Source organism: Stenotrophomonas sp. HMWF023 (assembly GCF_003060985.1).
Taxonomy (GTDB): domain Bacteria; phylum Pseudomonadota; class Gammaproteobacteria; order Xanthomonadales; family Xanthomonadaceae; genus Stenotrophomonas; species Stenotrophomonas lactitubi.
In genome coordinates this window covers 1-11,696 of record NZ_QAIJ01000203.1, presented here as the reverse complement: position 1 = coordinate 11,696, position 11,696 = coordinate 1, and the positions used below count along the sequence as shown (strand labels likewise).

13 protein-coding genes and 1 pseudogene are annotated in these 11,696 nt (G+C 66.3%); 1 reads left to right on the top strand and 13 read right to left on the bottom strand.

All coding sequences use genetic code 11. The features are described 5' to 3' along the window. From DBR20_RS11020 to aspS, 13 genes and pseudogenes are all read right to left on the bottom strand, one after another. A pseudogene (locus tag DBR20_RS11020) lies at window positions 1–369 on the bottom strand (protein TolA); the annotation flags it as partial. Then, entirely contained in the window at window positions 359–787 is a 429-nt protein-coding gene (gene tolR / locus DBR20_RS11015; RefSeq protein WP_100553348.1) for a protein TolR, read from the bottom strand. The pseudogene DBR20_RS11020 and the gene tolR, both read right to left, overlap by 11 nt. A 24-nt stretch (window positions 788–811) precedes the next feature. Next, a complete protein-coding gene (gene tolQ / locus DBR20_RS11010) occupies window positions 812–1,591 on the bottom strand; it encodes a protein TolQ (RefSeq protein WP_025874672.1) in 780 nt (259 codons plus the stop codon). Window positions 1,592–1,601: 10 nt separating this feature from the next. Then, complete coding sequence (ybgC, locus tag DBR20_RS11005; protein ID WP_108266199.1) at window positions 1,602–2,051, bottom strand: tol-pal system-associated acyl-CoA thioesterase; 450 nt, start codon at window positions 2,049–2,051, stop codon at window positions 1,602–1,604. Continuing rightward, window positions 2,041–3,081: a Holliday junction branch migration DNA helicase RuvB gene (ruvB, locus tag DBR20_RS11000; protein WP_089236560.1), complete on the bottom strand. Its 1,041-nt coding sequence runs from the start codon at window positions 3,079–3,081 to the stop codon at window positions 2,041–2,043. The genes ybgC and ruvB overlap by 11 nt, the downstream gene beginning before the upstream one ends. Before the next feature lie 378 nt (window positions 3,082–3,459). Next, window positions 3,460–5,379, bottom strand: coding sequence for a potassium transporter Kup (locus DBR20_RS10990; RefSeq protein ID WP_089236561.1), 1,920 nt, complete (start codon window positions 5,377–5,379; stop codon window positions 3,460–3,462). Between the two features lie 49 nt (window positions 5,380–5,428). Next, a complete protein-coding gene (ruvA, locus tag DBR20_RS10985) occupies window positions 5,429–6,022 on the bottom strand; it encodes a Holliday junction branch migration protein RuvA (RefSeq protein WP_099818801.1) in 594 nt (197 codons plus the stop codon). A 13-nt stretch (window positions 6,023–6,035) separates the two neighbouring features. Next, window positions 6,036–6,557, bottom strand: a complete 522-nt coding sequence (ruvC, locus tag DBR20_RS10980; RefSeq protein ID WP_089236563.1) for a crossover junction endodeoxyribonuclease RuvC — start codon at window positions 6,555–6,557, stop codon at window positions 6,036–6,038. Between the two features lie 129 nt (window positions 6,558–6,686). Continuing rightward, on the bottom strand, window positions 6,687–7,418 hold the full coding sequence (locus DBR20_RS10975) for a YebC/PmpR family DNA-binding transcriptional regulator (RefSeq protein ID WP_089236564.1): 732 nt from the start codon (window positions 7,416–7,418) through the stop codon (window positions 6,687–6,689). 154 nt (window positions 7,419–7,572) lie between these two features. Then, on the bottom strand, window positions 7,573–8,205 hold the full coding sequence (locus tag DBR20_RS10970; protein WP_089236565.1) for an alpha/beta fold hydrolase: 633 nt from the start codon (window positions 8,203–8,205) through the stop codon (window positions 7,573–7,575). Between the two features lie 77 nt (window positions 8,206–8,282). Beyond that, window positions 8,283–8,804, bottom strand: a complete 522-nt coding sequence (locus tag DBR20_RS10965; protein ID WP_108266197.1) for a GNAT family N-acetyltransferase — start codon at window positions 8,802–8,804, stop codon at window positions 8,283–8,285. Window positions 8,805–8,836: 32 nt separating this feature from the next. Next, complete coding sequence (locus tag DBR20_RS10960; RefSeq protein ID WP_108266196.1) at window positions 8,837–9,175, bottom strand: DNA primase; 339 nt, start codon at window positions 9,173–9,175, stop codon at window positions 8,837–8,839. Between the two features lie 16 nt (window positions 9,176–9,191). Further along, window positions 9,192–10,943 carry an aspartate--tRNA ligase gene (aspS, locus tag DBR20_RS10955; protein ID WP_089236568.1) on the bottom strand — a complete coding sequence of 584 codons (1,752 nt, stop codon included), beginning with the start codon at window positions 10,941–10,943 and terminating at the stop codon, window positions 9,192–9,194. Between the two features lie 160 nt (window positions 10,944–11,103). On the opposite strand from aspS, the gene DBR20_RS10950 reads away from it, so the two are divergent. After that, the coding region (locus DBR20_RS10950) for a DUF3011 domain-containing protein (RefSeq protein ID WP_108266200.1) at window positions 11,104–11,696 on the top strand (593 nt) is incomplete at its 3' end.

Genomic DNA, 11,696 nt, shown 5'->3' with positions numbered 1-11,696 from the left:
CGTCAGGCCCTGCGCCTGTTGCTGCTGCGGCGTCGGCGCGTCCTGCGGGCGCGGCTCTTCGATCGGCTGCGGCGGCGGGATGGTGTCTTCCGGCACCGGGATCGGCTCGGCGACCGGCGGCGGCAGGGCTTCCAGCTTCTCCGACTGGCGCAGGGCCTGACGGGCGGCAGGCGCTTCGGACGCGGACAGCGCGAGGCTGGCCTCCACCGAGGGATCGCCGATGGCAGCGTCGGTGTTGCGCTGGGGCGACCACAGCCAGGCGCCGATGAAGATCAGCGCGACCAGCAGGTGCACCAGCACAGCCAGCACCAGGGGCAGACCCCAGCCCGGTTCCTCCGTATGCGGCGGCGGCAGGGCGTCAGCGTGCATCGGTGGCCAGGCTCACCTTGTCGACGTGGGCACGCTTGATCACATCCATCGCATCGATGACCTTTTCATAGGCCACGGCACGGTCGGCGGCGACGATCACGCGCACGTCCTTGTCCTGCGCGGCGATGCCGGACAGGTGGCCCTGCAGTTCCTCGGCGGTGACTGCGGTGGGTTCCTTGGCGTCGGGCAGCTTCAGGCTGAGCTGGCCGTCCTGGCGCACCGAGACGATCAACGGATCCTGCTTGCTTTCCAGCGCCTTGGCGTTGGAATTGGGCAGGTCGACGTCGAAGGTCAGGGTGAGCATGGGCGCGGTGACCATGAAGATGATCAACAGCACCAGCATGACGTCGATATAGGGAACGACGTTGATTTCCGATTTCAGCTTGCGGCGCTTGCGGCGACCGATGGCAGCGGACATGGCTTGGACTCCCGGGTTTGGCGCTTACTCGTCGCCAGCGCTCTGGCGCTGCAGGATCGAGCTGAACTCGTCGGCGAAGGTCTCGAAACGCACCGACATGCGCTCCACGCGGGTGGTGAAGCGGTTGTAGGCCCACACTGCCGGAATCGCCACGAACAGGCCGATGGCGGTGGCGAACAGCGCTTCGGAAATACCCGGGGCGACGGCGGCGATACCGGCCTGGGCACCGCTGCTGATCATGTCGTGCATGGTCACCATGATGCCGAACACGGTACCGACCAGGCCCACGTACGGGGCGGTCGAGCCGATGTTGGCCAGCAGTTCCAGGTTGCGTTCGAGCTGGTCGACTTCGCGGGTGTAGGTGGTGCGCATCGCGCGCTGGGCACCTTCCAGCTGCGCACGACCATCCAGCCGACGCTTGTCGCGCAGGCGGGTGTACTCGCGGAAACCGGCTTCGAAGATCGCTTCCAGGCCGCCGACATTGCGGCTGCGGTCGGTAGCCGAGCTGTACAGCTTGCCCAGGTCGGCACCAGACCAGAAGCGGTTCTCGAACTCGTCGGCTTCGCGGGTGGCCTGCTTGAAGATGCGGGCCTTGCGGAAAATGATCACCCAGCTGACGAACGAGCCGACCAGCAGCGCCAGCACGATGATCTTCACCGGCAGGCTGGCCTTGGCCATCAGTTCGAGGTAGTTGATGCCGCCGCCGGTGGTGGCCTGGGCAAGGGTCTGGGTCGCGGCATTGCTGACGTCAGCCGGCAAAGCCTCGGTGACCGTGGCCTGCAGGGCCAGGAGCGTTGCGATCATCCGTTGTTCCTCAAGAGTTCTGTTCGGATTCGGGGTGGAGGTTGGGTTGCAGCGCGGCAAGGACCAGATCGTCCATGCCACGCGGGCGGAAACTGGCCGCGTCCAGTGCGGCGATGCGGACCTGCGCGGACAGCAGCAGCTGGCCGTCGCGCAGGACCTGCTGGTCGAAGACCATGCTGGCCTTTTTCAGCTGGACCAGGCTGGCACTCACCTGCAGCTGGTCATCCAGCCGTGCTGGCTTGATGAAGTCCATCTGCATGGAGCGCACCGCGAAGACCATGCCGTGCTCGGTACGCATGCGCTCCTGGCCGAAGCCCAGCGCACGCATCCATTCGGTCCGGGCCCGTTCCATGAAGGCCACGTAGCGGGCGTGGTAAACCACGCCGCCAGCGTCGGTATCTTCCCAGTAAATGCGTGTCGGCCAACTGAATCGGGGTTCAACCGAGGGTTCAACCGACATCGGGGACCTCGGCAAACAGGTCCTGCGGGGGGTTCTTCGGCTTCAGGCCCAGGTGCCGGTAGGCTTTGTGGGTGGCCATGCGGCCGCGCGCGGTGCGCACCAGGTAGCCCTGCTGGATCAGATAGGGTTCGACCACGTCTTCCAGCGTGCCGCGCTCTTCAGACAGCGCCGCAGCCAGCGATTCAATGCCGACCGGGCCACCGTCGAAGTAGTCGACCATGGTCTTCAGCAGCCGACGATCGAGCTCATCGAAGCCTTCCGGGTCGACCTTGAGCATCTGCATCGCCGCTTGGGCCACGGTCTGGTCGATGTGGCCACCGGCCTTGACCTGGGCGTAATCGCGCACACGGCGCAGCAGGCGGTTGGCGATACGCGGGGTGCCACGCGCGCGGCGCGCGATCTCCCCTGCCCCGTCGGCGGTGCAGTCGATGGCCAGGATGGCGGCCGAGCGACGCACGATGCGGGTCAGTTCTTCGACGCTGTAGAACTCCAGGCGCTGGACGATGCCGAAGCGGTCGCGCAGCGGCGCGGTCAGCAGACCGGCGCGTGTGGTGGCGCCGATCAGGGTGAACGGCGGCAGATCGATCTTGATCGAGCGCGCCGCAGGGCCCTCGCCGATCATGATGTCGATCTGGAAATCTTCCATCGCCGGATACAGCACTTCCTCCACCACCGGCGACAGGCGATGGATTTCGTCGATGAACAGCACATCGTGCGGCTGCAGATTGGTCAGCAGCGCGGCCAGATCGCCGGCCTTTTCGATCACCGGGCCGGAGGTCACGCGCAGGGCCACGCCCAGTTCGTTGGCGATGACATGGCTGAGGGTGGTCTTGCCCAGGCCGGGCGGGCCGAAGATCAGCACGTGGTCCAGCGCATCGCCACGACCCTTGGCGGCCTGGATGTAGATATCCATCTGCTCGCGCACCGGCACCTGGCCGAGGTAGTCGGCAAGTCGCTTCGGTCGGATGCTGGCGTCGGCGGCGTCATCCTCGCGGGTGGCGCCGGCGCCGATGATGCGGTCGTCGGTCATGTGCTGATTATGCGGCAAAAACGGGGGGATTCGGCCGGGCTGCGCCCGGCACCCGCGTAGGCCAAAGCAACGGCAACAGCCGAAGCAAGAGCAGAAGCCGCTTTCCCGAGGGATGGCGGGGAGGGTCCGGTTGCGGGGGACGCTGCAAGTACGTCCATGTAAGCTCGGTCGCGCCATCCATGGCGCTCACGCCCCCGCAACCGGACCCATCCCGCCTTCGACAGATCTGCGCAATCTGTCGGAATGAAATGGCCTGCTCTTGGTGGGTGTCGACCTTGGTCGACACGGTAGATCCACGCCATGCGTGGATGGAACCGGATGACACGAACATGGGGTCAGAGCCCTTTTCCCGTGGAAAAGGGATCCGACCCCGTGCGGTCAGATCTCCACCTGCGCGCCCAGCTCTACCAGACGGTTGCCCGGAATGCGGAAGAAGCCCGTCGCCGGGGCGGCGTTCCTGTGCATCAGCGCGAACAGCTTGTCGCGCCAGATCGGCATGCCACGGTTGGCGGTGGCGACGATGGTTTCGCGGCTGGCAAAGAAGGTGGTGTCCATCGGGTCGAAGTAGATGCCGCCGTGGTCGCACGAGCGCATCAGCGCCAGTGGGACGTCGGGGGTCTCCATGAAGCCGAAACGCACGTAGACCCGGTAGAACTCATCGCCCACCGATTCGATCTTGAGGCGCTGCCCCTCCGCTGCGTACGGCACCGGCAGGGTCACCACATGCAGGAACACATTGCGCTCGTGCAGCACCTTGTTGTGCTTGAGGTTGTGCATCAGCGCATGCGGGGCCACGGTCGGGTCGGCGGTGAGGAACACTGCGGTGCCCGGTACGCGTACCGGCGGCGCCAGCATCAGCCCCGGTAGGAAGGTGTCGATGCGGATGCCGTCCTTGCGGATCTCATCGCGCAGCAGTTCGCGGCCACGACGCCAAGTGCGCATCATGGTGAACAGGAAGATGCCCAGCACCACCGGGAACCAGGCGCCCTGCAGCAGCTTGGCGCCGTTGGCGATGACAAAGCCCAGATCAATGACGAAGAACACCACGCACAGCGGCAGGATCCAGTTGCGTGCCTTCGGCCACAGCGAACGTGCGACCAGGGCCAGCAGCAGGGTGTCGATCAGCATGGTGGCCGACACCGAGATGCCGTAGGCCACGGCCAGGTTGGACGAGCTGCGGAAGGCCAGCACCAGGCCGATCACCATCACCGCGATGCCCCAGTTGATGCCGGGGATGTAGATCTGGCCGATGGTGTCGTGCGAGGTGTGCTTGATGCGCATGCGCGGGATGTAACCCAGCTGCATGGCCTGGCGCGAGACCGAGAACGCACCGGTGATGACCGACTGCGAGGCGATCACTGCGGCCATCGTGGCCAGTACGATCATCGGGTACAGCGCCCACGACGGTACCGCCTCGAAGAACGGGTTCTTCACCGCCTCGGGATGGTTGAGCACCAGCGCGCCCTGCCCCAGGTAGTTCAGCACCAGGCACGGCAGCACGAAGAAGTACCAGGCGTGGCGGATCGGCTTGGCACCGAAGTGACCCATGTCGGCATACAGCGCCTCGCCACCGGTCACCGCCAGCACCACCGCGCCGAGGATGAAGATGCTGTGCCAGCCGTGTTCCATGAAGAAGCGGATCGCCCACCACGGGTTGAATGCTTTCAGCACTTCCGGCGCATCGACGATGTTGTAGATGCCGATCGCCGCCAGCGAAATGAACCAGATCGAGGTGATGGGGCCGAACAGCTTGCCGATCTTCTCGGTGCCAAAGCGCTGCACCGCGAACACCGCCAGCAGCACCACCACCGTGATCGGCACGATGAAGGCATGCAGCCCGGGGGCGGCCACCTCCAGGCCTTCGACCGCGCCCAGCACCGATATCGCTGGCGTGATCACGCCGTCGCCGAAGAACAACGAGGCGCCGAAGATGCCGAGGATGCCGACCACGTACGCCGAGCGTGACCCGTTGCGCAGCGTGCGCTGGGTCAGCGCCATCAGCGCCATGATGCCGCCCTCGCCGTCATTGTCGGCGCGCATGATGATGGTCACGTACTTCAGGGTGACCACGATGTTCAGCGCCCAGAACGCCAGCGACAGCACGCCCAGCACGGTGTCGTGGTCGCTGGTAAGCCCGTAGTGGGGCGAGAACGCCTCCTTCAGGGTGTACAGCGGGCTGGTACCGATATCGCCGAAGACCACGCCGATCGCACCGATGATCAGCGCCAGCCCCCCGGCGGGGGGAGCGTGACCATGGCCGCCATGGGCGGCGGTGTGCGGGGTTTGACTGCTGGACATGGGGCTCCTGGCGAAGCTCAGGGTGTAATTGGAAGGGAAACGGAGCGGCTCAGCGCAGCGCCGATTGCAGGGCCTTGCGGATGACCATGGCCACTTCATCGCCCTCGTTGAAGGCTTCGCGCGCCATCCGCGCCGCCTCGGTCGGCTTGTAGCCCAGCTGCTGCAGCGCCACGGTGGCATCGGACAGCGGATCGGCCGGGGCCGGGCCACTGCCGGTCGGCAGTGCGCCACCGGCGCCGAACTGCGCCGCGCGGTCACGCAGTTCCAGCACCATGCGCTCGGCGGTCTTCTTGCCGATACCCGGGATGCGGGTCAGCGCGGTGATGTCACCGGCCTGGACCATGCGTGCGAATTCTTCGACGGTGACGCCGGACAGCACGGCCAGCGCGATCTTCGCGCCAATGCCGCTGACCCTCTGCACGTCGCGGAACAGGCGGCGCTCGCCCTCGCGCAGGAAGCCGTACAGCGAGACGCTGTCTTCCTTCTGCGAATAATGGGTGTACAGCGTGACCTCACGGCCCAGCTCGGGCAGGTCGTAGAAGGTGCTCATCGGCGCCTCCAGCTCGTAGCCCACCCCGTTGACGTCCACCACCAGCCACGGCGGCGCCTTGTAGGCGACGATTCCGCGCAGTCGACCGATCATTGCGTGCAGCTCCTCATTTGCGACCCCACGCCTGGCGGGCAGTCAGCCCCAGACGGTTAGCCGTTGCCCTTACGTGGGCATGGGTGATGGCCACGGCCAACGCGTCGGCCGCGTCGGCCTGCAGCTTGGTTTTCAGGTTGAGCATGAGCCCGACCATGTGTTGAACCTGTTGCTTTTCGGCGCCGCCACGACCGACCACCGCCAGCTTGATCTCGCTGGCGGCGTATTCGTGCACCGGCAGGTCGCGCAGCACCACCGCCGAAATCGCCGCGCCACGGGCCTGGCCCAGCTTCAGCGCCGAATCGGGGTTGCGCGCCATGAACACCTTTTCGATGGCCACTTCCTGCGGCTGGTACTCGTGGCACAGCTCGGCCAGGCCCAGCACCAGCAGCTTCATGCGCTGCGGGAAGTCATCTGCCCCAAGCAGCACCAGCGGCTGGTGATGCACGTGGCTGACCCGGCCGCTGGCATCGACATCGATGATGCCGACCCCGGTCCGTTGTGAACCCGGGTCGATGCCGAGAATACGGGTCATGCGGCACACACGCGGGCGCCGCTGATCCGGGAAGGACGCATGCGGCGGTGATGGCTGGAAACGTCTGGGGTCATCATGGTCCGCATTGTCCGCTCACCGGCCGCCAAAGGCGACCGGCGGAGCGTCCGTTCAGGCGTAGGCGTCCGCGCCGAGATCGGCGTTGGAGTAAACGTCCTGCACGTCGTCGAGGTCTTCCAGCATGTCCAGCAGCTTCTTGACCTGCAGGACGGTGTCGCCTTCAACCTTGATGTCGTTGTCGGCACGGAAGGTCAGCTCGGCATGGTCCGGCGTGCGGCCAGCGGCCTGCATCGCATCCTTGACCGCGTGGAAGCTGTCCGCGGCGGTGAGCACGTCGATCGCGCCATCCTCCGGGTAGACCACGATGTCATCGGCGCCGGCCTCGATGGCCGCTTCGGAGATGGCGTCCTCATCGGCGCCGGCAGCGTAATGCAGCACGCCCACGCGCTTGAACATGAAGCTGACCGAGCCTTCGGTGCCCATGTTGCCGCCGCACTTGCTGAACGCATGACGGACATCGGCCACGGTGCGCACGCGGTTGTCGGTCAGGCAATCGACGATGACGGCCACGCCACCAGGCGCGTAGCCCTCGTAGCGGATCTCTTCGTACTCGACGCCTTCCAGTTCACCGGTGGCCTTCTTGATGGCGCGCTCGATCACGTCCTTGGACATGTTCGCGGTCAACGCCTTGTCCACGGCCACACGCAGGCGCGGGTTGTTGTTGGGGTCGCCTCCACCGCCGCGCGCGGCGACGCCGATCTCACGGATGATCTTGGTGAAAATCTTGCCGCGCTTCGCGTCAGACGCGTTTTTGCGGTTCTCGATGGAGGGGCCTCTACCCATGGGTCTTTCCGTACGTGCGTTGATGGATAAGGCCGCGGATTCTACCTGATCGGGCCCGGTGACCGTGTCGAGGGCCGACAGGATGCGGCCGGGCATGGCGCCCCGGTAGCGCCGGGCCATGCCCGGCGAGCGCAGCGGCGCTGGGTGACATCGCTCAGGCTGCAGCGGCGTCGCGGCCATGGTCGAACTGGCCATGGCGGAGGAAATGCGCGGTCTGCCGCGCGGCATCGGGCGACACCACCAGGCCGCTGTGGCTGGTGCGCACCACGCAGTGGTCGGACAGGCCCGGCAGGCGGGTCTCGGCCAGCGCCACGGTGCCGTCGGAATCGTCATCCAGCGCCCCGAGCAGGCTGCCCAGCCCATGCGGCACCGAACCCGCGATCAGGCCGACCGCGGCCTTGCCCTGCCAGTCCGGCAGCCCATCCAGCAACAGTTCGCTGCTGCGGCCCAGGGCCAGGCCCCACCCGTGTTCGGACAACGAGCGCGCGGTGCCACTGCCCCGCAGTGGCGAACCCAGGCAGACCACGCGCTGCACGGGCAGCTGCGGCTGCCGGCGCAGGGCTTCCAGCGCCAGCAGACCGCCAAGGCTGTGCCCGACCAGCGACAGCGGGCCTGCATCAGCCAGCCGCTCCAGCAACTGCGGGACGGCTACATCGGGGCCGCCGAATACGGACGAGTAGCCAAAGGTATGGACCTGAAAGCCACGCGCGCGCAGGCGCCAGGCCAGCGGCCCGACCCAGGCACGGGCATTCCAGATGCCATGCAACAACAGAACGGGGGGAGTCATGTGCAACAGCCTGGCGGTCAGCGGGGCGGAACTACGGTGATTGAACAGAAGCCAGGGGCAAGCGGCGGTGAACGGCTTCAGGCCGGATGCGGCAGACGGCGCAGGATGAACTCAAGATCGTTGGTATCGCCCACCGGGAACAGGTACTCGCCGGCCTTTTCAAAACCATACCGGGCGTAGAAGCGCTGGGCCCCGAAGTTCTCTGACCACACGCCCAGCCACAGTGTGCGCGGGCCGTCGTGCTCCAGCCAGGCCAGCGCGGTTTCAAGCAGGCGGCTGCCCCAGCCGCAGCTCTGCTGCGTCTTCACCAGATACAGGCGCTTGAGTTCGCCGTCACCGGGCTTCACGTCCGGATGCGGCAGCCCACAGGGGCCGGCGGCGGCATGGCCGACCGCCTCCCCATCCAGCTCCAGCAGCCATACCGCGTAATCGGGGTGGCCCAAGATCGTGCGCTGGCGCTCGACCGTGTAGGACGCGTCGATGAAGTCCTGCAGATCCTGCGGCGGATACAGATGGCCGAAGGTTTCGGTGAACGTGCGCGCGGCCAGCGCCGACAGGGTCGGCGCGTCGTCCACAGTGGCGCGGCGGATCGAATACATGGGTCGAGTTGACGTCAGGACAACGGTTCGGGTCAAGCCCGCTCCGTCGGTTCCTTGCCGTCTTCTTCCTCTTCCTCTTCTTCTTCGTATTCCTCGTCGTCCTCTTCTTCCTCGCCTTCTTCCTCTTCTTCGCCTTCCTCGTCCTCGTCGTACTCTTCCTCTTCGTCGTCTTCGTAATCCTCGACGCCGAAGTCTTCACCGTCCCAGCGACCTTCGCCGTCGGCGACGAAGGTCAGGGCCATAGCCGACGGGTTGGTACCGACGCGGACCAGCCAACCACCGAAGACACGTGCACGCTCGGTGACCAGGTTGGCCTCGGAGCCTTCATTGCCCAGCTTTTCCCACTCCAGCGAAAACGCAAACTCGGTCATTGCCTGGATCTCCTGATCAGTTTTTCTTGGGGCGAACCTGGATGTGAACTTCGGCCAGCTGCTCGTCCACGATCGGCGACGGCGCGTCGGTCATCAGATCCTGTGCACCGGTGGTCTTCGGGAACGGGATGACGTCGCGGATCGACTCGGTGCCGGCCATCAGCGCGGCGATGCGGTCGATACCGAAGGCGATGCCACCGTGCGGCGGCGCGCCGTAGTTCAGCGCGTCGAGCAGGAAGCCGAACTTGGCACGGGCTTCTTCGGCACCGATGCCGAGCAGCTCGAACACCGCGCTCTGCATGTCGGGGCGGTGGATACGGATCGAACCGCCGCCGATTTCATTGCCGTTGAGCACCATGTCGTAGCCGCGCGAAACGGCCGTCTTGGCGTGCGCGCGCAGATCGGCGATGTCGTCCACGGCCGGCGCGGTGAAGGGGTGATGCAGGGCGACGTAGCGCTGCGCTTCCTCGTCCCACTCGAACATCGGGAAGTCGGTGACCCACAGCGGCGCCCAGCTGTCGGCGACCAGGCCGAAGTCCTTGCCGGCCTTCAGGCGCAGCGCGCCCATGAAGTCGGACACCTTGTTGTAGCCGCCGGCACCGAAGAACACGATGTCGCCGTTGCCGGCGCCGACGTGGGCGACCAGCGCAGCGAAGCCTTCTTCGCTGAAGAACTTCTGGATCGGCGAGCTGATTTCACCGTTCTCGCCGACCTTGATGTAGGCCAGGCCCTTCGCACCGTACTTGGCGGCGTGCGCGGCGTACTCATCGATCTGCTTGCGCGACAGGCTGGCACCACCCGGGATGCGCAGCGCAGCGACGCGGCCATCGGCATCGTTGGCAGCCGCGGTGAACACCGGGAATTCGCTGGTCTTGACCAGCTCGGCCACGTCCACCAGTTCCAGCGCGATGCGCAGGTCCGGCTTGTCCGAACCGTAGCGACGCATCGCTTCGGCCCAGGTCATGCGCGGGAAGCTGGCCTCCAGCTCGACGTCGACCACTTCCTTGAAGATGCCGCGGATCATGTCTTCGACGAAGTCCTGCACGTCGCGCTCGCGGACGAAGGCGAACTCCATGTCCAGCTGGGTGAATTCCAGCTGGCGGTCGGCACGCAGGGCCTCGTCGCGGAAGCAGCGCGCGATCTGGTAGTAGCGGTCGAAGCCGGCCACCATCAGGATCTGCTTGAACAGCTGCGGGCTCTGCGGCAGGGCGTAGAACTCGCCCGGGTGCATGCGCGCCGGCACCAGGAAGTCGCGCGCGCCTTCCGGGGTGGCCTTGGTCAGGATCGGCGTTTCGATGTCCTGGAAGCCCTTTTCGTCCAGGTGGCGGCGCAGGGCCTGCACCAGCTTGATGCGGGTGCGCTGCATGCGCTGCATTTCCGGACGGCGCAGGTCCAGGTAGCGGTACTTCAGGCGGGTTTCTTCGCCCGGGTTCTCGTGCGCGTGGAACGGCAGCGGTGCGGCCTTGTTCAGCACGGTGATGGCGGTGGCGATCACTTCCACCTTGCCCGTGCGCAGCTTGTCGTTGACCGCGTGGCGGGCGCGCACCACGCCTTCCACCTGCAGCACGTCCTCATAGCCCAGGCTGGCGGCCACGGCAAACACTTCGGCGTTGTCGAGCTCCACCGTCACCTGCACGATGCCTTCATGATCGCGGAGATCGATGAAGCAGACGCCGCCCTGGTTACGGGCCACGTCGGTCCAGCCGGCGAGGGTGACAGTCTGGCCAATCAGGGTCTCATCGACCAGGCCGCAGAAGTGGGTACGCATGGGGGGAAAGCTCCGCTGGAGAACGCCGGCGCCTGATGGGGGCCGGAAAGCCTCTTATTCTGCGGCCGAGGCCCCGGCCGGGGCAAATGCAGACGGTCACGCGGGCTTGATCGCCCCGGTCCTTATAGTCGCGCACCTACTCCCGTATGGGGATGTCGCCATGAAACCGCAGTCCTTGGCCAGCCTGGCCGTGATCCTCGGTACCTTTACCGCGCTCGCCCTGCCCTCCGCCCCTGCCGCCGCGCAGGACGGGGTGGTCCGCTGCGAGAGCCAGAACAACCGCGAACGTGTCTGCAACACCGGTTGGCGCGACGCCCAGCTGGTCCGCCAACTGTCCGGCTCGGCCTGCGTGGAGGGCCGCACGTGGGGCACCCGCAATGGCAGCATCTGGGTCAACAACGGCTGCCGCGCCGAATTCACCCAGGGACGAGGCGGCTGGGGTGGCGGCAACGGCGGCGGATGGGGTGGTGGCAACGGCAACGGCAACGGTGGCACCGTGCGCTGCGAAAGCCAGGACAACCGCGAACGCAGCTGCCCGGTCGGCTGGCGCAACGCGCGCGTGGTCCGGCAGATATCCGGCACCCAATGCGTGGAAGGCCAGAACTGGGGCGTGCGCAATGGCGCCATCTGGGTCAACCGCGGCTGCCGCGCCGAGTTCGCCGAAGCCCGTGGTGGCTGGGGCGGCGGCAATGGCGGGGGCAATGGCGGCGGCTGGGGTGGCGGCAACAGCAACTACACCGTGACCTGCAGCAG

Coding starts and splice junctions, on each gene's coding strand:
- tolR (WP_100553348.1), bottom strand. CDS start 787: ATGTCCGCTGCCATCGGTCGCCGCAAGCGCCGCAAGCTGAAATCGGAA.
- tolQ (WP_025874672.1), bottom strand. CDS start 1,591: ATGATCGCAACGCTCCTGGCCCTGCAGGCCACGGTCACCGAGGCTTTG.
- ybgC (WP_108266199.1), bottom strand. CDS start 2,051: ATGTCGGTTGAACCCTCGGTTGAACCCCGATTCAGTTGGCCGACACGC.
- ruvB (WP_089236560.1), bottom strand. CDS start 3,081: ATGACCGACGACCGCATCATCGGCGCCGGCGCCACCCGCGAGGATGAC.
- DBR20_RS10990 (WP_089236561.1), bottom strand. CDS start 5,379: ATGTCCAGCAGTCAAACCCCGCACACCGCCGCCCATGGCGGCCATGGT.
- ruvA (WP_099818801.1), bottom strand. CDS start 6,022: ATGATCGGTCGACTGCGCGGAATCGTCGCCTACAAGGCGCCGCCGTGG.
- ruvC (WP_089236563.1), bottom strand. CDS start 6,557: ATGACCCGTATTCTCGGCATCGACCCGGGTTCACAACGGACCGGGGTC.
- DBR20_RS10975 (WP_089236564.1), bottom strand. CDS start 7,418: ATGGGTAGAGGCCCCTCCATCGAGAACCGCAAAAACGCGTCTGACGCG.
- DBR20_RS10970 (WP_089236565.1), bottom strand. CDS start 8,205: ATGACTCCCCCCGTTCTGTTGTTGCATGGCATCTGGAATGCCCGTGCC.
- DBR20_RS10965 (WP_108266197.1), bottom strand. CDS start 8,804: ATGTATTCGATCCGCCGCGCCACTGTGGACGACGCGCCGACCCTGTCG.
- DBR20_RS10960 (WP_108266196.1), bottom strand. CDS start 9,175: ATGACCGAGTTTGCGTTTTCGCTGGAGTGGGAAAAGCTGGGCAATGAA.
- aspS (WP_089236568.1), bottom strand. CDS start 10,943: ATGCGTACCCACTTCTGCGGCCTGGTCGATGAGACCCTGATTGGCCAG.